This is a genomic window from Ancylobacter sp. 3268, from assembly GCF_031456575.1.
Classification (GTDB): domain Bacteria; phylum Pseudomonadota; class Alphaproteobacteria; order Rhizobiales; family Xanthobacteraceae; genus Ancylobacter.
The window spans coordinates 249,825-270,334 of record NZ_JAVDUX010000003.1; the positions used below are offsets into that span (position 1 = coordinate 249,825).

The following is a 20,510-nucleotide window of genomic DNA, read 5'->3' on the forward strand; positions in this document are numbered from 1 at the left end:
ACCGGCCCTCTCTAGCCGTCGCCGCGTTCCAGGGAGGCGTGGTCGCTCTTGGGTACTTCAGGGTTGCCCTCGACGCGGTCGCGGTGCAGTGACGCGCGGGCGAGCAGCATCAGCGTGATCGGGGTGGTGATGGTAACGAAGAGGGCGATCAGCACCTCGTGCACCACCGGGCGGCTCTGCAGCACGCTGAAGCAGAGGATCGAGCCGATCAGCAGGCTGCCGACGCCGAGCGTGGCGCCGAGCGTCGGGGCGTGGACGCGGGCATAGAAGCTGTTCAGGCGGATGAGGCCGATGGAGCCGATCAGGGCGATGGCGGCGCCGACCACCATGAGCGCGGAGACGACGAGGGCGGCCCAAAGCGGAAGTTCGGGAGCGGTGCTCATTCGATCACCTCGCCGCGCATGAGGAACTTGGCCAGGGCCACCGTGCCGGAGAAGCCCACCAGCCCGATCGCCAGCGCTGCCTCGAAATAGAGCGTGGTGCCGGAGCGGATGCCGATGGTGAGCAGCAGCAGCATGGCGTTCACATAGAAGGTGTCGAGCCCGAGGATGCGGTCCTGCGCGCGCGGCCCGACCAGGATGCGGCAGGCGGCGCAGGCCATGGCGAGGCCGATGAGCATCTGCGCCAGGGTGAGCGACCAGCCGAGGATGAGGACTTCGAGCGGTGCGGTCATTCGAAGATCTCCATCAGCAGGCGCTCATAGCGGAGCTTGATGAGGTCGATCCAGCTCTGCTCGTCGACGAGATCGAGCACATGCAGCAGCAGCGTGCCGCGCGCCGGGTCGTGATTGACCCACAGCGTGCCGGGCGTGCAGGTGAGGATGATCGCCAGCACCGCGAGGCCGTATTCGCTGCGCAGATCGAGCTGGACGGTCATGAAGCCGGCATGGTCGCTGTGCCGGTTGCCGCGCAGGATGATGGTGCCGACCGCGAGATTGGAGCGGAACACGTCCACCAGCACCCGCAAGGCGAGGCGCAGCATCGCCATGGGCCGTCGCAGCCGCACCGGCTCGGGATCCAGCGCCGTCATCGCCCAGGTGGCGCCAAGGGCGACGAGGGAGCCGAACACGATGTGGCCGGGCGTCAGCGACTGTTGCAGCAGCAGCCACATGGCGAGCAGGGCCAAAAACAGCAGCGGGAAGGGAATGACCCGGCGCAGCAGGCTGGAGGCGCGGTTCATGGCTTGCCCTCCGTACCGAGAGTGGGACGCAGCGGCACCGTGCCGGCCGGCGCGATGCCGAGAATATCGCGCGCATATTCCTGCGGCCAGTAGAGCAGCTGGGCGGTGGCGTCCATGTAGCGCATCGCCGGCCCTCCCAGCACGGTGAGCGTGACGCAGAGCGCCAGCAAGGCGCCGATCGGGGCGGCCTCCACCGCACGCACCCGCGGGATGGCGCCCTCGCGCGGCATCCACAGCGTGCGGATGCCGGTGCGGGTCATGGCGATCAGCGTGGCGAAGCCGGTGAGCATCATCAGCGCGATCAGCAGCCAGTGCGAGAACGAGATCGATCCGGCCTCGTTGATCAGCGCCGACAGCATCGCGACCTTGCCGATGAAGCCGGAGAGCGGCGGCAGCCCGGCCAGCAGCGCGGTGCAGGCGACGAAGGCGCCGCCGAGCAGGGCGATGGTCGCGGGGATGGCGACGCCGACCTCGCCCTCATCGTCGTCTTCCTCGTCGTCGCTCTCGCCGTCGCCATAGGCCTCCATGGTCACGGCGAGCACGTCGGCGCCGGCATCGCGGCCGCGCTCGATCAGCTCGATCAGCAGGAAGAAGGCCGAGATCGAGAGGGTCGAGGTGATGAGATAGAACAGCGCGCCGGAAATGACGGCGCTGTTGGTGGTGCCGATGGCGGCGAGAATGGTGCCGGAGGAAACCAGCACGCTGTAGCCGGCCAGGCGCAGCATCGATTGCGAGGCAAGCACGCCGATGCCGCCGAAAGCAATGGTCGCCATGCCGCCATAATAGAGCCAGTCGGCGCCGAAGCCGGCCGAGTTCCCCGCCTCGCCGCCGAAGCACAGCAGGAACAGCCGCAGGATCACATAGACGCCTACCTTGGTCATGATGGCGAACATGGCGGCGATCGGGGCGCAGGCCGCGGCATAGGTGGTCGGCAGCCAGAAGCACAGCGGCCACATGCCGGCCTTGATGAGGAAGGCGACGCCGAGGATCGCCGCCCCGGTCTCGAACAGCGCCCGGTCGTCGATGTTCAGCGACGGCACCAGCCGGGCCAGATCGGCCATGTTCAGCGTGCCGGTGACGCCGTAGATGATCGCCACCCCGATGAGGAACAGCGAGGAGGCAACGAGGTTCACCGGGATGTAGTGCAGTCCGGCCTTGACCCGCGCCGTGCCGGATCCGTGCAACACCAGCCCGTAGGAGGCGGCGAGCAGCACCTCGAAGAACACGAACAGGTTGAACAGGTCCCCGGTGAGGAAGGCGCCGTTCAGGCCGGCGAGCAGCAGCAGGAACAGTGTGTGGAAGCGCGGCCCGGCCTTGTGCCAGCGGGCGAGCGAATAGACGAGGGTAGAGCCGCCGAGCACCGCGGTCAGCACCAGCATCAGCGCCGACAGCCGGTCGACCACCAGCACGATGCCGAACGGCGCCGGCCAGTTGCCCAGCGGGTAGACCATCACGGTGGCATCGCCGTCGGACTGGATGGTCGCCGCGCCGATCAACAGCAGCACGGCGACGGCCAAAAGCGCCACCACGGTGACGAGACTCAGCGTCATCTTGAGCTGCCGCCGACGCTCGTCGAACAGCAGCATGGCCGCCCCCACCGCCAGCGGCAGCAGGATCGGGACGATGACCAGGTGCTCGGCGAGGGAGTGCCCCATCAATCCTCCCGCCCGTTGACGTGGTCGGTGCCGGTGAGGCCGCGTGCTGCCAGCAGCAGCACCAGGAACAGCGCGGTCATGGCAAAGCCGATGACGATGGCGGTGAGCACCAGCGCCTGCGGCGTAGGATCGGCCATGGTGGCGGGATCGCCGACCCCCGGCACCGACAGGATCGGCGGGGCGCCGATCTTCAGCCGGCCCATGCTGAAGATGAACAGGTTGACCGCATAGGAGAGCAGCGACAGGCCGATGATCACCTGATAGGTGCGCGGCCGCAGCAGCAGCCACACGCCCGAGCCGGCGAAGACGCCGATGCCGACGGCGAGCACCATTTCCATCTATTCGCCCTCCGCCGTGCGGCTCGATCGCGTGCGGCGCAGCGACTGGTGCGCCAGCGCCACCAGCATGAGCAGGGTCGCGCCGACCACCACCGCGAAGATGCCGAGATCGAACATCAGGGCGCTGGCCACCGGGAATTTGCCGACGACCGGCCAGTCGAGATAGCGCATATGGGTGGTGAGGAACGGATAGCCGAACCACCAGGAGCCGGCGCCGGTCGCCGAAGCGACGAGCAGGCCGAGCCCCATCCAGCGCAGCGGCAGCACGCGCAGATGGTCCTCCACCCAGCGGGTGCCGGCGGCCATATACTGCACGATGAAGGCGATGGAGAGGGTGATGCCGGCGGCAAACCCGCCGCCCGGCAGGTCGTGCCCGCGCATGAACAGGTAGACGGCGAAGGTGGCGATCACCGGGAACAGCCACTGCATGACGAGGCGCGGAATCCTGAGATAGTCCGCCACCGTGTCGCCGGGCGACCGGTCGGGGGCGGCCTCGTCATACGCGTCCTGGAGGCGCTGCTGCTCCGGCGCGCCGACGCTCTCCGGCGCCGGGCGGAAGCGGCGCAGCAGCGCATAGACGGTGAGGCCGACAAGGCAGAGCACCACGACCTCGCCCAGCGTGTCGAAGCCGCGGAAGTCGACCAGGATGACGTTGACGACATTGGTGCCGCCGCCGCCGACATAGGCGCGCTCGACGAAGTAGCGCGACACGCTCTCGCCGAGCGGACGCGTCATCACCGCGTAGGAAATCACGGCGATGCCGATGCCGACGGTGACGGCGATGGCGAGATCGGTATAGCGGCGCACCAGCACGGCGGGCGGCGGGCTGGTGGGATAGGGCTCCTCGATGCGCTTGGGCAGCCAGCGCAGGCCGAGCAGCAGCAGCACGGTGGTGACGATCTCCACCAGGAGCTGGGTGAGCGCAAGATCCGGCGCCGACAGCCAGGCGAAGGTGACGGAGCTTACCAGGCCGGCGCCGCCGAGCAGCACCAGGGCGGCGAAGCGGTGGAACTTCGCCTGCCAGGCGGCGGCGATGGCGCAGCCAGCGCCGATCGCCCACAGCAGCGCGAAGGCGGGGTCGAAGGGAGTGAGCGGCAGCGTGCCTTCCGACACCATGCCACGCAGCCACAGCGGCGAGACGGCGGCGGCCAGCGCCACCACCACCACGATGCGCAATTGCGGCTGCAGCCGCCTGCTGCCGAAGGCGCGCTCCAGCGTGCGGGCAAGCTGCCAGGAGATCACCACCAGGATGCGCTCGAAAATGCGCTGGCCCTTCAGCTCGCGCACCAGCGGCGGGCCTTCGACGCCGCTGTCGAGATAGGCCCTGAGCCCGAGGAACAGCAGCACGCCGCCGATCATGGCGATGACGCTCATCACCAGCGCCCAGGTGACGCCGTGCCAGATGGCGAGGCTGTAATAGGGCAGGTCCGGGCCAATGACGGCGCGGGCGGCATTGGCGAGCAGCGGCCCGACCGTAAAGCTCGGCACCACGCCGATCAGCAGGCAGATAAGCACCAGCAGCTCGATGGGAAAGCGCATCCAGTGCGGTGGCTCGTGCGGCTTGCGCGGCAGATCGGTCGCCGGCGGCCCGAAGAACACGCCGATGATGAAGCGCAGCGAATAGGTGACGCTGAAGATGCCGGCGAGCGTCGCCCAATAGGGCAGGCTGTCGTCGAGCAGCGAGCCGGTATGGTTCTCGACCGCCTCGGCGAAGAACATTTCCTTGGACAGGAAGCCGTTGAGCAGCGGGATGCCGGCCATGGACGCCGCCGCTACCATGGCGAGCGTGCCGGTAATGGGCATGTAGCGGAACAGCCCGGACAGCTTGCGCAGATCGCGCGTGCCGGTCTCGTGGTCGATGATGCCGGCGGCCATGAACAACGACGCCTTGAAGATGGCGTGGTTCACGGTGTGGAAGATCGCCGCCACCGCCGAGAGCGGGCTGCCGAGCCCGAGCAGCAGGGTGATCAGCCCGAGATGGCTGATGGTGGAATAGGCGAGCAGGCCCTTGAGGTCCTGCTGGAAGATCGCCGCATAGGCGCCGAGCAGCAGGGTGACGAGCCCGGCGGGAACGACAAGGTAGAACCAGGTGTCGGTGCCGGCGAGCACCGGCCATAGCCGGGTCATCAGGAAGATGCCGGCCTTCACCATGGTCGCCGAATGCAGATAGGCCGAGACCGGGGTCGGCGCCGCCATGGCATGCGGTAGCCAGAAATGGAACGGGAACTGCGCGCTCTTGGTGAAGGCGCCGAGCAGCACCAGCACCACCACCGGCACATAGAGGGGGCTCGAGCGGATCAGCCCGCCGGCGTTCAGCACCTCGTCCAGCTCGTAGCTGCCGACGATGCGGCCGATCAGCAGCACGCCGACCAGCAGGCAGAGCCCGCCGGCGCCGGTGACGGTGAGGGCCATGCGTGCGCCGTCGCGGGCGGCGGCGGTGTGGTGCCAGTAGCCGATCAGCAGGAAGGAGAACAGGCTGGTGAGTTCCCAGAAGAAAACCAGCTGAACGAGGTTGCCCGACAGCACCACGCCCAGCATCGCCCCCATGAAGGCGAGCAGGAAGGAGAAGAAGCGCGGGACCGGATCCTCGGCCGACATGTAGTAGCGGGCATAGAGCGCCACCAGCGCGCCGATGCCGAAGACGAGCAGGGCGAACAGCCAGGCGAGCCCGTCCAGCCGCAGGCTGACATTTATGCCCAGCATCGGCAGCCATTCGAGGACCAGCCGCACCGGCTCGCCGCGTTCAGCCGAGCCGTACATGAGGACGATGAGGGCGCAGCCAACGACGGCAATGGCGCCCGCCAGGAAGGCGGCGGTGTTGCGGGCATGGGTGGGAAGGAAGGCGGCGAGCGCGCTCCCCGCGAATGGCAGCAGCAGCGCGAGGAGGAGAAGCTGGCCGTTGGACATGGTGAAGCCGCCTCCTCGCCCCGGCCGGGAATCCTCGATCTTGCGCGATTTCGCCCATTATGGTTGATTTGCGCGGACATAGGCAAGGCGGAAACGATGGATCTGTCGCCTGAACAATGCCGCGCCGCACGCGGCCTCCTCGACTGGACGCAGGAGCGCCTTGCCGCCCGCGCCGGTGTGTCGCGTTCGACCGTACGCGATTTCGAGTGCCACCGGCACGTGCTGCATCGTGGTACCGAGACGTTGCTGATCCGCACCTTGCAGGAGGCCGGGGTGGTGCTGCTGCCGCCCGGCGAGCAGGGGCACGGGGTGCGGATGCGCTGAGAGCGCCGCCGCTTGACAGCGTGATGGCAAGGCCCTAGCGCCTTGCCATCGGCCGGTTGTCGGCCCGCCAGCCTGCATCCCCGCGCCTGCGACCAGCGAGCCTTTCCATGAAGCCGAAGGATCTGACCGCCTATGTCGCCCTCGCGGTGATCTGGGGCCTGTCTTTCGTGGTGGTCCTGCGGGTGGTGCAGGCGTTCGGCTGGGTCGGCGCGGTCACGCTGCGCGCCTTCGTGGCGGCCGGCACGCTGCTCGTCATCGCCGCCATAACCCGGCGCCGCCTGGATTTCTCGGTCGGCTGGCCGCGGCTCGCGATCGTCGGGGCGACGACCGTCGCGCTGCAGCTCGCCGGCCTGAACTACGCGATGCCGATGATCGGAACCGCGATGTCGGCGATCCTGGTGGCGACCATTCCGCTGTTCTCGATGCTGATCGCCCAGCTCGCCGGCATCGAGCGGTTGAGCACACCGCGCAAGGCCGGGCTGCTGCTCGGCTTCGTGGGCGTGATGCTGCTGGTGGGCTTTCCGGCGGCGCCGCTCACGGCGTCGTTCATCATCGGCTGTCTCTGCTCCCTCGCTTCCGCCTTCTTCGCCGCGCTGGGATCGAACTATGTCGGCCACCGCCTCAGCCATGTCGGGGCGTGGGAGGTGACGATCGGCTCGTTTCTCACCGGCGGCGCCATGCTGCTACCGATGCTGGCCTTCGTGCCCGTTCCCGGCTCGCCCGTGCCGCTGGACTACCTCCTGCTGTTCATCGCCGGCGCGCTGATGAGCGGGCTGACCTATCTGCTGTATTTCTGGCTGGTCGGCCGGCTCGGCGCCACGCGGGCGGTCAGCGTCGAGTTCGCGGTGACGCTGGTCGCGGTGGCGATCGGTGCCGGGCTGCTGGGCGAGCCGCTTTCGATGCTGCAGATGATCGGCGCGGCGACCGTGGTGTGCGGCTGCGCGCTGGTGCTCGGCCTTTTCGGCCGAAGCGGGCCGCGGCTGGCGACTTCCTGACCGGTTCAGGCGTCGCCGAGCACATGATCGCGAAACAGCGCGAGGTCGATATTGCCGCCGCTGAGCGGCAGCCCGACGCGGCGGCCGGCCATGGCGTCGCGCTCCCGCATCAGCGCGGCGAGCGGGGCGGCGCCGGCGCCTTCCGCCAGCTGATGCGTATCGGTCCAATAGGCGCGGATGGCGGCGGCGATCTCGTCGTCGCTCACGGTGACGATGCGCGAAACGCCCTCGCGGATGATGGCGAGCGCGGCCGGATCGGGAATGCGCACGGCAAGCCCATCGGCGAAGGTGTCGGCACGTTCGGTCTCGACCGGCTGGCCGGCGGCCAGCGAGCGCGCATAGGCCGGCGCGCCGGCGCTCTGCACGCCGATGATTTCGGTGGACAGGCCGAGCAGGTCCCGCACCAGGATGGCGCCACAAATGCTGGAACCGAGGCCGATCGGCACATAGAGCGCCTCGAGCTTCGGCGCGAGGCGGAACAGTTCCAGCGCCCAGCTGGCGACGCCGAGCACCAGATCCCGGTGGAAGGACGGCGCGAAATGGAGGCCGTGCAGCTGCGCCAGCCGCATCGCCTCGATTTTCGCCGCGTCGAAATCGGCGCCGTGCTCGATCAGCTCGGCACCCAGCGCCCGCATCGCGGCGTTCTTTTCGACGCTGTTGCCCTCCGGCACGACGATGGTGACCGGCACGCCGAAGCGCCGGCCGGCGAAGGCGAGCGACTGGCCGTGATTGCCGCGCGTCGCCGAGATCAGGCCGTTGGGTGCCAGTTCGTCCCGCGCCAGCCGCTCGACATGGATGAGGCCGCCGCGCACCTTGAAGGCGCCGGTGGGCGTGAGGTTCTCATGCTTGACCCAAACCTCCACGCCGGTGCGCTCCGCCAGCAGCGGCCAGGCATAGGCCGGCGTCGGCGCGAAGACCTCGTGGATCCGCCGGCTGGCCGTCTCCAGTTCGTCGAGCGTGAACATCGTCGTCTCCCGTCATTCCTGCCGGGGGAATAGACGGGAGACGGCGGCAAGGAAATCCATTTTCGCCGCGGCGCGTGCGGGCGGGCCTCACGAGGCCAGCGCGCGGTCCGGTACCCGCTCGGCGGCGAGCGGCGGCGGCCCGGCGATCTCGGCGCGCAGCCGCGGCAGCGCGGCCGGATAGGCCTGCTGCAGGAAAGCGATCAATTTCTCGCGCACCTCGCAGCGTATGTCGAAGGTGCGGCCGGAATTGCTGGCGCTGACCAGGATGCGCACCTCCATCACGCTCTCCCTGAAATCGGTGACCTGGACGTTCACCACCTTGCGATCCCAGAGCGGGGAGGCGCGCACGATCTCCTCGACCTTGGCACGCACCGCATCGACCGGCACGCCGTAGTCCAGATAGATCATCACCGTGCCGATCAGCGCCGAGCCTTCGCGCGTCCAGTTCTGGAACGGTTGCTCGATGAAGTAGCTAAGCGGCAGGATGAGGCGCCGCCAGTCCCAGATGCGGATCACCACATAGGTGGAGGTGATCTCTTCGACATTTCCCCATTCACCCTCGACCAGCAGCGCGTCGTCGATGCGGATCGGCTGGGTCACGGCGAGCTGGATGCCGGCGATAAGGTTCTTCAGCACCGGCTGCAGCGCCAGGCCGACCACCAGGCCGGCGGCGCCGGCCGAGGCCAGCAGCGATACGCCGTATTGCTGCACGCTCTCGAAGGTCATCAGCGCGGCGGAGAGCGCGACGGTGAAGATGATCGCCGCCGCCACCCGGCGCAGGATGCGGGTCTGGGTGACGTGCTTGCGGGCGAGGAGGTTGTCTTCGGCATCGAGCTTGAAGCGCCGAAGATAGACCGTCACCCAGATGTGCAGCGCGGTGTGGGCGAGCCAGGCGACAAGCGCGATCGAGCAGAGCAGCAGGATATGGCGGACCCAGAAGGTGCCCTGCAACGACAGCGGCGCCACGGGCGCGGCGATGCCGAGCATGATCACGATGGCGGCGAGACGCGTCGGCCCCTCGGTACGCGAGACCAGCGAGCGCCAGAACAGGTCCATGTCCCGCACGAGGCGGGTGATCACCCGAAAGGCGATCCGGTGCAGGATGATGCCGACCACGATGGCGATGGCGAAGAACAGCAGGCTGACCAGCCAGTCGGGGGCCCAATAGAGCAAGCCTTCGATCTCGTCCGCCAGACGCCGCACTGTGAGCATACATCCCCTCCGCCTAAGTCGGGCTAACGTGCCGTCGATAGCTCGGTTCCGCCGCGATGCGATATTTTGCTGCGATGCGGCAGAAATTTGCGGCGGATCATTTTGTGGTCGTCGACGGTAGCCTATGCTGGACGCTGACCGACGGCGGCCGACACGGTGTCGCGCCCGCCGATCGGGCAAAGAGCGGGCTGGTGCCCGCACGGGCGTGCCGTTCGGCACGTCGGAGAGGGCGAGACATGAGCGACACGGAAGCGACGGACCCCGCGGCCGGCGGGGCTGGACAGGCGCCCGTTCTCGTCGATCTGGCCCTGCAGGGAGGCGGCTCGCACGGCGCCTTCACCTGGGGCGTGCTCGACCGGCTGCTGGAAGAGCGCTGGCTGACCATCGACGGCATTTCCGGCACCTCCGCCGGCGCCATGAACGCCGCGGTGCTCGGCTATGGCTATGCGAAGGGCGGCGCCGAGGGCGCCCGCGAGGCGCTGGCGCATTTCTGGGGAGAGGTCTCGAAGGCGGCGCGCTTCAGCCCGTTCCAGCGCGGGCCGATGGACCGGCTGCTGGGGCGCTGGACGCTGGACAACTCGCCGATGTTCGTCGCCATGGACCTGATGTCGCGGCTGGTTTCGCCTTACGACCTCAATCCGGGCGGCAGCAATCCGCTCCGCGGCATTCTCGAGCAGCTTGTCGATTTCGAGCTGCTGAAAGCCTCGCCGATCAAGCTGTTCATCACCGCCACCAGCGTGCGCACCGGTCGCGGCCGGGTGTTCCGCAATGCCGAGATCACGCCGGAGGTGCTGCTCGCCTCCGCCTGCCTGCCCACCATGTTCCAGGCGGTGGAGATCGACGGCGAGGCCTATTGGGACGGCGGCTATTCCGGCAACCCGACCATGACGCCGCTGGTGCGCGAGCTGGATTCCGACGACACCATCCTGGTGCCGATCAACCCGGTCGAGCGCGAGGGCACGCCCGACAACGCCCGCGACATCCTCAACCGGCTGAACGAAGTGTCATTCAACGCCGTGCTGCTGAAGGAGCTGCGCATGATGGCGCTGATGCGTAAGGTTGCCGATCCCGGCAATTCCGAGGGCGCGCAATGGGCCAAGATGCGCATCCACATGGTGCCCAATCCGGTGATGGGCTCGCTCGGCTATTCCTCGAAGCTCAATGCCGAATGGGAGTTCCTCAGCATGCTGCGCGACGAGGGACGCAAGGCGGCGCAGAGCTTCCTCGACACCCATGGGGACGATATCGGCAAGCGGTCCACCCTCGATATCGACCAACTGATCGAGGGAGTGTGAGCCATGGGCGCAACCTTGGGTCTCATCGGCATTCTCGTCGGCCTCGGCCTGCTGATCGCCTTCGCCTTCCGCGGCTGGACGGTGCTGTTGCTGGCGCCGATCGCGGCGCTGGTCGCCGCCGCCTTCGCCGGCGAGCCGCTGCTGGCGCACTGGACGCAGACCTTCATGGGCAGCGCCGCGCGCTTCGTGGCGCAGTTCTTTCCGCTGTTCCTGCTCGGCGCACTGTTCGGCAAGATCATGGACGACAGCGGCTCGGTCACCGCCATCGCCAATTTCATGACCGAGAAGCTCGGCGCCGAACGGGCAGTGCTGGCGGTGGTGCTGGCCGGCGCCTTCGTCACCTATGGCGGCGTGAGCCTGTTCGTCGCCTTCTTCGTGCTGGCGCCGATGGGCCTTGCGCTGTTTCGCGCCGCCGGCGTGCCGCGCCGCCTGATGCCGGCCGCCATCGCGCTCGGCACCTCCACCTTCACCATGTCGGCGCTGCCCGGCACGCCCTCGATCCAGAACGCGATTCCCATGCCGTTCTTCGGCACCACGCCGTTCGCCGCGCCGGGGCTCGGCATCCTCGCCTCGGCGATCATGCTGGGGTTCGGCCTGTGGTGGCTGCGACATGCCGAGGCCAAGGCGCGTCGCGCCGGCGAAGGGTTCGGTGCCGACGAGCCGGCACCGGTCGATGCCGCCGCCGAGGATCCGCTGGTGCGCGAACGCGCTACCACCGCGCGCGAGTTCGATCCCGCCGAGATCCACAACGGCGTCCACGCCTATACGAACCCGCCGATCGTGCTGGCGGCGCTGCCGCTGATCGTGGTGGTGGCGGTGAACCTCATCATGTCGATGGCCGTGCTGCCCAATCTCGACACCGCCTATCTTGCCGAGCCGCGCTGGGGCGGGACCTCGCTGGCGGCGGTCGGCGGCGTGTGGTCGGTGGCGGTGGCGCTTACCGCCGCCATCCTTGCGGCGCTCGCCACCAACTGGCGGCGGCTGCCGGGGCTGCGGGCCACCATCGATGCCGGTGCCAATGCCTCGGTGCTGCCGGTCTTCTCGGTGGCGAGCCTGGTCGGCTTCGGCGCGGTGGTGGCGGCGCTGCCGGCCTTCGAGCTGGTGCGCGAATGGGTGCTCGGCATCGAGGGCGGACCGCTGGTCTCGCTGGCGGTGGCCACCAACATCCTCGCCGCGCTCACCGGCTCCGCCTCCGGCGGCCTCACCATCGCGCTCGACGCGCTCGGGCCGACCTTCATGCAGATCGCCGGGCAGACCGGGCTGGATCCGGCCCTCATGCACCGCGTGGCTGTGATCGGCTCCGGCACGCTCGACAGCCTGCCGCATAATGGTGCGGTGGTGACATTGCTGGCGGTCTGCGGCACAACCCATCGCGAGAGCTATTTCGACATCGTGATGGTCGGTATCGTCGGCGCCATTGTCGCCCTTGTTGCGGTCATCGTCGTGGGCTCGGCGGTCGGGTCGTTCTGACCCGGCGGCGCCACCAGCGGCAGCACGCGAGGACCGATGTCGACGATCCAGATCTCCGGCCTGCTTACCTTCACCATCTCCATCCTGGTGTTCTTCGCCGGCTCCGGCATCAACAAGGCGATCGAGCCGCTGCGCCGATTCAACATTCCCGAGGCGGTGACGGGCGGCCTGCTCGCCGCGCTGGCGACGCTGCTCGCCTATCGCCTGTTCGGCGTGGAGATCCGCTTCGCTCTCGAAGCGCGCGACATGCTGCTGCTGTATTTCTTCACCGGCATCGGCCTCAACGCCCGGCTGTCCGACCTGATCTCCGGCGGCCGTCCGCTGCTGATCCTTCTGGCGCTGACCCTGGTGTTTCTCATCATCCAGAATCTGATCGCCGCCGGCAGCGTCGCCCTGCTCGGCCTGCCGGAGGGGATCACGGTGTTCCTCGGCTCGGCCTCGCTGATCGGCGGCCATGGCACCACCATCGCCTGGGCGCCGCTGATCGCCCAGCGCTTCGGCTTCGCCAGTGCGATGGAGGTGGGCATCGCGGTAGCGACGCTCGGGCTAGTGGTGGCGAGCCTCGTCGGCGGGCCAATCGCCAAATATCTGCTCAGTCGTCATGACCTGCACGGCCCGCGCTCCGACGAGACGGTGGTCGGCCTGCCCGACAAGCCGAATCCGGCCGTCGGCGACGACGTGAACCATGTGAGCCTTCTGCGCACCATCCTGGTGATGAACGTCGCCATCCTGATCGGCTTCGGCGTCGAGACGCTGATGGAGGACGTGGCGCTGAAGCTGCCGCTGTTCGTGATTTGCCTGCTGGTCGGCATCGTGCTGACCAACAGCGTGCCGCGCCTGCTGCCGAACATCGTCTGGCCGACGCGTTCGCGGGCGCTGGCGCTGGTGTCCGACCTGTCGCTCAACGTGTTCCTCGCCATGTCGCTGATGAGCATGCAGCTCTGGACGCTGGGCGGTCTCGGCCTCGTCCTGGTCCTCGTGCTGGCGGTCCAGACCTTGGCGGCGGTGGCCTACATCATCTTCGTGGTGTTTCCGGCGATGGGGAAGAATTACGAGGCGGCGGTGCTCTCCGCCGGCTTCACCGGCATCAGCCTCGGCGCGACCCCGACCGCCATCGCCAACATGACGGCGGTGACCAAGACCCACGGGCCGGCGACGCGCGCCTTCATCGTGCTGCCGCTCGTTTCCGCCTTCTTCATCGATATCATCAATGCTGTGGTCATCGGCTTCATGGCCCGCTGAACGCGGGCGATGGGTCGGTCCATGACCCGCCATTGGCGGGCGATGACCTTCGCTCCCCGGCCCGCCATTGGCGGAGCCGGGGGCCTCGATGCAGGGATGACATGATGATCAATCGACGTTCGCTTCTCGCCGGGCTGTTCTCGGTTGCCGCGCTGGCGCCGCTGGCGCTGGGCTCCGCGAGCGAGGCCGAGGCGCAGGGCCGGCCGATGGTGCCGCCGCCGCCTCCGCGCCGGGAGCGGCGGCCGCCTCCGCGCCGCGGCTACACATGGGTGCCCGGCCACTGGAACTGGCGTCGCGGGCCGGGCTGGGTGTGGCAGCCGGGCTATTGGGAGCCGAATCGGCGTGGTTTCACCTATGTCGGCCCCCGCTGGGTGCTGCGGCGCGGCGCCTGGGTCTACGAGCCGGGCCGCTGGGTGCGCAGCTGGTGATCCCTTCTCTCTCGTGAGAGCAGTGCCCCGGCCGGGCGGCATGGCTGCCCGGCCGGTTCGCGGCCTGTCGATCGTGGCCTGCTTGCTTTCGGCCTATTGCCTGGACGGATCGCCGGCGGTGTTCTTGATCACCTGGCCGAATTGGTTTACCTGCGCTTCATAGGTGCGTCGTGTCGCCGGGTCGAAGATCGCAATGGGCGCACTGATGGCGACGCTGGCGGCGCTTCCCACCGTCTGGCCGACGCCCATGGCCACCGTGCCGATGCGATCGCCGAGGCTCATATCGGAATCCGTCACCGTCTGCCCGGCCACCAGCCGGGTGCCGATGAGCCGCACCACTTCCGGCGACTCGGCGAAGCGGCCGTGATTGAGCATGTCACCGGTGCGCAGCGCGGTGAGGTCCACTACCGTGATGCCGGCCTTCTCAAGCTCGGCATAATATTGGCTGGGATCGATCTGGCCCAGGCGATCGACACTGCCGGCGATGCGCCGCGACAGCTGCAGGGCGCGATCGTCACGCGAGGTGAAGACGGTGAACCGCGCCGTCGGATGGTTCAGCGCGCGCCACTGCGAGGCGAACACGTCCACGTCCACATCCGGCGAGGCGAGGATGACGTCGGTGATCTTCGGCGGCAGCCGGCCGCGACGGATCGACATCTGCCGCAACCCTTCCATGGCGAGCCAGGCTCCCATGGAATGCGCCATGATGGTGACGTCCTTGACCTCCGGGTCGGTGGCTACTTGCCAGACCGTCTCTTCAAAAGCGTCACGCGAATAGATGGTGCTCTCGCGGTCGAACAAATAGTCGAACACCCGGGCGCGCGAGGGCCAGGTGAACAAGACCGGCGTCGCATCGGCCTTGGAATCATGGGAGATCTGCGCGAAGCGGTAGACCGCGTCTTCGAAACGGTTGTTGAAGCCATGCACGAAGATCAGCACCCGCCGGCTGGGCGAGAGATGGTCGTGCAGCCAGCGGCGCGATGATTTCAGTCCGTCGAGCGGCCTGGCCTCCAGGGTGGCGAAATCGGTCTGCGGGTTCGGCGGCAGCCGGCGCGGCCACTGTACCTCGCCGAGCCGGCGATTCTGGTCCGGCGGGATCGACACCACGAAGGAGGTCAGCGCCACCTGCCGGCCGCGCTCGCCGGTGAACAGGATGCCCGGATCGTCGGAGGGCGCGCGGGTGGTGGCGACCAGCATGTCGACCGTGGTGGCGTCCGGAGCCGTCTCGACCACCGGCGCCAGCACGCCGACCGGACGGTTGGCGCAGCCGGCAAGCAGGATGCCGGCACAGGCGGCGAAGACAAGCCGGACCGCCATTCCTGCCATATGTCGCGTGGTCTTGGGCTCTGCGACCCGCATACTCTCACGCTACCCCGTTCGCCGACGGACAATCGGCTTGCACGCCACCTCGCGAGCGTCATCGATATCGAAACGGGTAACACCGCTCAAGCATCGGGGGTATCATTCAACCTCCGGAGGGATGGAATCCTGCCGATAGTTGCATCGCGGCACCAAGGCCAAGGAGCAGCAGCAGCAACAGCGTACCCGCGACGGGCCAGCGGCGGAGGGTCTCGTCGGTATGCTCGACCGCATCGACGAGCCGGCGGACGGCCGGCATGAGACGCGCGGCAAGGACGATCAGATCGCCCTCGGGAATATCGGGAATCCGAAGCGCCGAGCGCCGCAGGGCAAAGGCGAGGGCGGCGCCGAGCAGCATGGGCCAACTCGCGGTCCACAGCGCCTCCGGCGCGAAGACGGCGGCGTAGGCCGTGCCTGTCGACGGCAGCAGCAGACCGGCGACGAGGAAGGAGGCGGCGGCCGTGGCAAGGAAGGGCAGCAGCAGCCCCGGGGGCGGCCGCGTTCTGGCATCGGGCGCCGAAAGCCGGGAAAGACGGCGCAGGAAATGCAGCATCAGCAAGGTGCTGCCGGTCGCCGAGAGTGTAACCGCAAGCGCGGCGATGCCCTCGCCGAACAGATCCTTCACCGCATATTTGGCGAGCGCGCCGGAGGTGAACGGCAGGCCCGCCAGCGCCAGTGCCAGCACCGCCATGACGGCGAATGCCGGGCGGGCGGGCGGTCCGCCGGCGGTGGTCACTCCGACGCCGAGAAACAGCGCGCCTTTCACCAGCATATGGTGCAGGGCGTAGAAGGCGGCGAGAACCGGTGTCGCTTCGCTGCCGGAGGCGAGGCCGGCGCCGGCGATCGCGGCGACCACGCCCATCTGGCTCACCGTTGAATAGGCGAGCACCACTTTCGGGCGCGGCTGGGCCAGGCCGATCGCGAGGCCATAGAAGGCGGTGAACAGGCCGAGGACGATCAGCGCCTCGCACCAGCCTCCAAGCGGAGCGCCGAAGGGCAGGAAGCGGATGAGGCCGACGACGCCGGCCTTGACGACGATGCCCGAGAGTACGGCGGAGGCGGGCATCGGCGCGACCGGATGGGCGAGCGGCATCCAGACATGCAGCGGCACCAGCCCCATCTTCAGCCCGAAGCCGAGCACCAGCAAGACCAGGATGGCATCGCGGAGCGGCGAGGTGGCAATGCCGGCCACCGCCTGGGCGATGGACGGGTTGCCGCCGCCGGGAACGCCGATGGCCATCACGACGAAGGCGAGCAGCAGGAACGCCTCGCCCAGCAGCGCCAGCGCCATGTAGACGAGGCCGGCGCGCTGCGCCGCCGGCGTCGCCTCATGGGCGACGAGGCCGTAGGCGGCGAGGCTGGCCACGGTGAAGAACAGGTAGAAGCTCGTCATATCGGCGACGAGGCACAGCCCGAGGCTGCCCGCCATGGTGAGCAGCCACCACACCGCGAAGGCCGTCCGCCGGGACGATACCGCCAGATAATTGGCCGCATAGCTACCGGCCGCACACCACAGCAGCGCGCTGGAGCCGAGCAGCATCGCGCCGGGGGTATCGAGCGCGAGGGTTAGGCGCAAGGGGTCGGGTGTCAGCACCAGTGAGCCGCCGGGGGCGAAGATGGCCGCCGCCAGCGCCGCCAGCGGCGCGAGCGGCAGGAGCCCGAGCAGGCGGTCGCGCATCGTCGGCCACAGCGCCGCGGCGGCGAGGACGAGGGGCAGGGCGAAGCTCGCCGCGACGAGAAGGCCGGTCACGGCAGCGCCTCCATAGCCTCGAGCGGTCGCCCGACCGCCAGCAGCGCGAAGGGGCGAAGCGGCACGAAGCCGAGCGCCAGCGCGCAGAGCGCCAGCGCCAGCACCGCGCCCTGCCGGTAGAACGCGACCGGGACGACCGCCGGCGTGCCCTCGGCCAGCGCATTGCCAAGGGCGCGAAACACATAGAAGGCCGCAAGGATGCCGCCGGCGAGGATGACGATGGCGATCCACCACGCGCCGGCCTCGACAGCAGCGGTCAACAGCAGCAGCTTGGCGACGAAGCCGCCGCTCGGCGGCAGGCCCATCAGCGACAGGCCGGCGATGGCGAAGGCGACGAGCGTCACTGGCTGCCGGCGGGCGAGGCCGGCGAATTCGTTCACCCGGTCATGCCCGAGCGCTTCGTAGATCAGGCCGGCGGCGAGGAACATCGCCGCCTTGGCGATGCCGTGCGAGACCAGTTGCAGGATACCGCCGGTCCAGCCGATATCCAGCCAGGGGTCTTGCCCCGGCATTAGCGGGAACATTAGGAACAGATAGCCGATCTGCGCCAGGGTCGAATAGGCGATCATCAGCTTAAGCCGTTGCTGGCGCAGCGCTAAAATACTGAACAGCAGGATCGCCGCGCCGCCGAGCCCAGCCAGGATCTGCGCCGGCGCGGTGGCGGCGGACAGGGGCAGCAGGTCGACCCATAGCCGCAGGATGATGAGGAACGGCGCCTTCACCACCAGTGCCGAGAGCACCGCGCTCGCCGGGGCCGGGGCGCTGGCATGGGCGGGCGGCAGCCAGAGATGCAGCGGGAACAGGGCGGCCTTGGCCATCAGGCCCACGGTCATCAGCGCCAGGGCGGCGAGGGTCACCGGCTCGGCCTGGGCGATCTCGCGCAGGCCGGCGAGATCGAGCACCGCGTAGCGGCCGTAGATCAGGCCGACGCCGAGCAGATAAAGTACCGAGCCGGCGAGGGCGAACAGCAGGTAGCGCAGCGCCGCGATGAGGGCGTCGCGGCTGCCATCGAGGGCGACGAGCGCCACGGCACTGAAGCTAAGCATCTCCAGCGCCACGAAAAAATTGAACAGGTCCTGGGCGGTGAAGGCGAGGTTGAGCGCCGACCACAGCGCCAGCAGCAGGGCCCAGAAACTGAAGCGGCCACGCATGCCCGCCCCCTCCGCCGGGGCCCAGGCGCAGATGGCGACGCCGACCATGACCAGCGCCGTCAGCGCCAGCAGAACCGCGCCTACACCATCTGCGCGCAGGGTCAGGCCGAGCGGCGGCAGCCAGCCGCCGAGCGCATAGACCAGCGGCGCGTCGCGGGTCATGACCTCGTAAGCTATTGATAACGAAAGATATAATCCGATCGCGACAAAGGGGGCGGCGACCCGTTCCGGCCGCTGCCGGCGCTCCAGCAGCAGCAGGGCGCACAGGCCGATGACCGGCGCCAGCACCGCCCAGACCGGCAACAGGCTGACCGTCATGGCTGCTCTCCCGGCTCCGACAGCCGCGCCAGCAAGGTGGCGGCCAGCGCGGTGGCGGCGAAAGCGACCACAATCCCAGTGATCACAATGGCTTGCGGGACAGGGTCCCCGGGCAGGCCCGCCGCGGCCGCCCGGCGCGCCACCACCCCGAAAAACAGGAAGACCCCGGCGCCGACGAGGTTGAAGGCGAGCAGCTTGCGCAGGGCGGTGGGGTGTACGATCAGGCCGAAAAGGCCGATCCCGACCAGCAGCGCGCCGGTGAGGCCGAGGATCGTGGCGCTCATCGCCCGGCCTCCGGCTCGGGCGGGCCGGCGACCAGCACGACCAGCGCCACGACGACCGAGGCGGCGAGGGCGAGCTCGACCGCGACGATCATCGGCTTGGCCACCGGTTCGGGCCAGGCGAGGAAGCTGCCGGTGGCGGCGAGGCCGACCGCCCCGGCGGCGATGAAGGCGAGCGGGCCGATGGCGAGGGCGATGCCGGTCCATCCGCCGCCGGTGCGCGGCGCCGGCGCCAGCCCGGCCATGATGGCGAGCAGCCACAGGGCGGCGACGAGGGTGCTCGCCTGGAACTTGCCGCCCGGGGCATCGGCGCCGACCCAGAACAGGTAGATGGCGAAGACGAGGCCGGCAGGGACGAGGAGGCGGGCGAGGAACACCAAGGCGGGGGAGGGCCCGGCCGTCGGCCAGGGCACCGGCCGGCCGCCCCAGCCGCGATCCGCCCCCAGCACCCGGATGCCGACCACCGCGATCAGCAGCACCGCGATCTCCAGCAGGGTGTCGAGGGCGCGATAGGCGATGAGCACGGCAGTGACGGGGTTGCCGATGCCGAGGGCCGGCAGCGGCTCCACCACCGCCGCCGCCAGGCTCGGCGCCGGCTCGGGCAGGGCGAGCAGCAGGCCGCCCAAGGCGAGGGCGACCAGCGCCGCGAGCAGGCCGGCGAGGATGCGCAGCCGCGGCCCCGCCGGCTCGCCCAGCGACACCTTGCGGTGCAGGCGGGCGTTGAGCCGCAGCAGCAACAGCCCGGTGGCGCCGCCACCGATGGCGGCCTCGGTCAAGGCGACGTCGACGGCCTCCAGCGCCACCCAGGCGAGGGCGAGGAAGAGGCCGAAGGCGAAGAAGCCGAACAGGGCGGCGCGGGTCGAGGTCGTCAGCACGACGACCAGCGCGCCGAGAACCAGCGGAAAGGCAAGGGCGAGCGCCAGCAGCTCATTCATCGGCCGCCCCCTCCCGCCGGAGGTGGAAGCGCGCCAGCATCTGTCCGGCGGCGGTGCTGCCGGCGACCACCAGCAGCCAGACCAGCAGCAGCTTCAGCGCCATCCAGAGGCTGTCCGCCTGCGGCATCAGGCCGAGCGCGATCAGGCCGAGGCCGAGCGAATCCGCCTTGGTGAGCGCATGCAGGCGCGACAGCGGATCGCCAAAGCGCAGCAGGCCGACCGTGCCGGCGAGGAAGAACGTCGCGCCCGCCAGCACCAAAGCGAGGGTGAGAAGATCGGCGATCATCGCTTCCCCATCGGTTCGCGCGGCGCGGCCGGCGGCGCGCCGGCGGCATCGATGCGGGCGGGATGGCCGGAGCGGCTCATCGCGGCGGTGCCGAGTGCCGCCAGCACGGCGAGGGTGAGGGCGACATCCACCAGCGCCGGGCTGGCCTGCGCCACCGACAGCAGCAGGCAGACCCCCGCGCCGGCGGTGCCGGCGAGCTGCACCGCCATCATGCGGTCGACCGCGCTCGGGCCGCGCAACAGCCGGAGAAGGCCGAGGCCGGCGGTGGCGGCGACGAAGGCGGCCATGGCGACCAGAAAGCCGGTCATGCCGCGTTCTCCGTGGTGCGGAAGGCCGGGGCCCGGTCCTTCACGCAGGAAATGGCGGGATGAATGGCCGTGCGTGCCTGGGCCGCACGGCCGGCGCCCTCGCGGAGCCAGC

General features: G+C 69.1%; 21 protein-coding genes. 6 read left to right on the forward strand and 15 right to left on the reverse strand.

Going from position 1 to position 20,510, the window contains the following annotated elements; genetic code table 11:
- Positions 1-11: 11 nt before the first annotated feature.
- From mnhG to J2X65_RS05695, 6 genes are read right to left on the reverse strand one after another with little or no spacing between them, the layout of a single operon-like run.
- On the reverse strand, positions 12-383 hold the full coding sequence (gene mnhG, locus J2X65_RS05670; RefSeq protein WP_310199147.1) for a monovalent cation/H(+) antiporter subunit G: 372 nt from the start codon (positions 381-383) through the stop codon (positions 12-14).
- Positions 380-673, reverse strand: coding sequence for a K+/H+ antiporter subunit F (locus J2X65_RS05675; RefSeq protein WP_310199149.1), 294 nt, complete (start codon positions 671-673; stop codon positions 380-382). Before J2X65_RS05675 ends, mnhG begins: the two co-directional genes overlap by 4 nt.
- Positions 670-1,179, reverse strand: a complete 510-nt coding sequence (locus J2X65_RS05680; protein ID WP_310199150.1) for a Na+/H+ antiporter subunit E — start codon at positions 1,177-1,179, stop codon at positions 670-672. The genes J2X65_RS05675 and J2X65_RS05680 overlap by 4 nt, the downstream gene beginning before the upstream one ends.
- Entirely contained in the window at positions 1,176-2,834 is a 1,659-nt protein-coding gene (locus J2X65_RS05685) for a monovalent cation/H+ antiporter subunit D (protein WP_310199152.1), read from the reverse strand. Before J2X65_RS05685 ends, J2X65_RS05680 begins: the two co-directional genes overlap by 4 nt.
- Positions 2,834-3,172: a Na+/H+ antiporter subunit C gene (locus J2X65_RS05690; protein WP_310199154.1), complete on the reverse strand. Its 339-nt coding sequence runs from the start codon at positions 3,170-3,172 to the stop codon at positions 2,834-2,836. Before J2X65_RS05690 ends, J2X65_RS05685 begins: the two co-directional genes overlap by 1 nt.
- The gene (locus J2X65_RS05695; protein ID WP_310199156.1) at positions 3,173-6,079 is read right to left on the reverse strand and encodes a monovalent cation/H+ antiporter subunit A; all 2,907 of its coding nucleotides are present in this window, start codon (positions 6,077-6,079) and stop codon (positions 3,173-3,175) included. It lies immediately after the preceding gene.
- A 96-nt stretch (positions 6,080-6,175) separates the two neighbouring features.
- On the opposite strand from J2X65_RS05695, the gene J2X65_RS05700 reads away from it, so the two are divergent.
- Together J2X65_RS05700 and J2X65_RS05705 are read left to right on the forward strand one after the other, a co-directional pair.
- Positions 6,176-6,403 (forward strand): DNA-binding transcriptional regulator, encoded by a 228-nt coding sequence (locus tag J2X65_RS05700; RefSeq protein ID WP_213363565.1) that lies wholly within the window; start codon positions 6,176-6,178, stop codon positions 6,401-6,403.
- A 107-nt stretch (positions 6,404-6,510) separates the two neighbouring features.
- On the forward strand, positions 6,511-7,398 hold the full coding sequence (locus J2X65_RS05705; RefSeq protein WP_310199160.1) for a DMT family transporter: 888 nt from the start codon (positions 6,511-6,513) through the stop codon (positions 7,396-7,398).
- Between the two features lie 5 nt (positions 7,399-7,403).
- On the opposite strand, the gene J2X65_RS05710 is transcribed toward J2X65_RS05705, so the two are convergent.
- Positions 7,404-8,363, reverse strand: coding sequence for a threonine dehydratase (locus tag J2X65_RS05710; RefSeq protein ID WP_310199162.1), 960 nt, complete (start codon positions 8,361-8,363; stop codon positions 7,404-7,406).
- A gap of 87 nt (positions 8,364-8,450) precedes the next feature.
- On the reverse strand, positions 8,451-9,575 hold the full coding sequence (locus J2X65_RS05715) for a mechanosensitive ion channel domain-containing protein (RefSeq protein ID WP_310199164.1): 1,125 nt from the start codon (positions 9,573-9,575) through the stop codon (positions 8,451-8,453).
- 236 nt (positions 9,576-9,811) lie between these two features.
- Between J2X65_RS05715 and J2X65_RS05720 the strand changes: the two genes are divergently transcribed.
- From J2X65_RS05720 to J2X65_RS05735, 4 genes are all read left to right on the forward strand, one after another.
- Positions 9,812-10,870, forward strand: a complete 1,059-nt coding sequence (locus J2X65_RS05720) for a patatin-like phospholipase family protein (RefSeq protein ID WP_310199166.1) — start codon at positions 9,812-9,814, stop codon at positions 10,868-10,870.
- Between the two features lie 15 nt (positions 10,871-10,885).
- Positions 10,886-12,340, forward strand: a complete 1,455-nt coding sequence (locus J2X65_RS05725) for an SLC13 family permease (RefSeq protein WP_310199404.1) — start codon at positions 10,886-10,888, stop codon at positions 12,338-12,340.
- A gap of 36 nt (positions 12,341-12,376) precedes the next feature.
- Entirely contained in the window at positions 12,377-13,582 is a 1,206-nt protein-coding gene (gene gltS, locus J2X65_RS05730; protein ID WP_310199168.1) for a sodium/glutamate symporter, read from the forward strand.
- Positions 13,583-13,686: 104 nt separating this feature from the next.
- Positions 13,687-14,010 (forward strand): hypothetical protein, encoded by a 324-nt coding sequence (locus tag J2X65_RS05735; protein ID WP_310199170.1) that lies wholly within the window; start codon positions 13,687-13,689, stop codon positions 14,008-14,010.
- 93 nt (positions 14,011-14,103) lie between these two features.
- Here J2X65_RS05735 and J2X65_RS05740 read toward each other — a convergent pair whose 3' ends face one another.
- The 7 genes from J2X65_RS05740 to J2X65_RS05770 all read right to left on the reverse strand — a co-directional run bounded on the left by J2X65_RS05740 (position 14,104) and on the right by J2X65_RS05770 (position 20,398).
- Positions 14,104-15,336 (reverse strand): alpha/beta hydrolase, encoded by a 1,233-nt coding sequence (locus J2X65_RS05740; RefSeq protein WP_404977671.1) that lies wholly within the window; start codon positions 15,334-15,336, stop codon positions 14,104-14,106.
- 139 nt (positions 15,337-15,475) lie between these two features.
- Complete coding sequence (locus J2X65_RS05745; protein ID WP_310199174.1) at positions 15,476-17,119, reverse strand: complex I subunit 5 family protein; 1,644 nt, start codon at positions 17,117-17,119, stop codon at positions 15,476-15,478.
- Positions 17,116-18,588 carry a proton-conducting transporter membrane subunit gene (locus tag J2X65_RS05750; RefSeq protein ID WP_310199176.1) on the reverse strand — a complete coding sequence of 491 codons (1,473 nt, stop codon included), beginning with the start codon at positions 18,586-18,588 and terminating at the stop codon, positions 17,116-17,118. Before J2X65_RS05750 ends, J2X65_RS05745 begins: the two co-directional genes overlap by 4 nt.
- Positions 18,585-18,872, reverse strand: a complete 288-nt coding sequence (locus J2X65_RS05755; protein ID WP_310199178.1) for an NADH-quinone oxidoreductase subunit K — start codon at positions 18,870-18,872, stop codon at positions 18,585-18,587. The genes J2X65_RS05750 and J2X65_RS05755 overlap by 4 nt, the downstream gene beginning before the upstream one ends.
- Complete coding sequence (locus tag J2X65_RS05760; protein WP_310199180.1) at positions 18,869-19,804, reverse strand: hydrogenase subunit MbhD domain-containing protein; 936 nt, start codon at positions 19,802-19,804, stop codon at positions 18,869-18,871. Before J2X65_RS05760 ends, J2X65_RS05755 begins: the two co-directional genes overlap by 4 nt.
- On the reverse strand, positions 19,797-20,090 hold the full coding sequence (locus tag J2X65_RS05765; protein WP_310199182.1) for a monovalent cation/H(+) antiporter subunit G: 294 nt from the start codon (positions 20,088-20,090) through the stop codon (positions 19,797-19,799). Before J2X65_RS05765 ends, J2X65_RS05760 begins: the two co-directional genes overlap by 8 nt.
- Positions 20,087-20,398, reverse strand: coding sequence for a monovalent cation/H+ antiporter complex subunit F (locus J2X65_RS05770; protein ID WP_310199184.1), 312 nt, complete (start codon positions 20,396-20,398; stop codon positions 20,087-20,089). The genes J2X65_RS05765 and J2X65_RS05770 overlap by 4 nt, the downstream gene beginning before the upstream one ends.
- Positions 20,399-20,510: the final 112 nt, after the last annotated feature.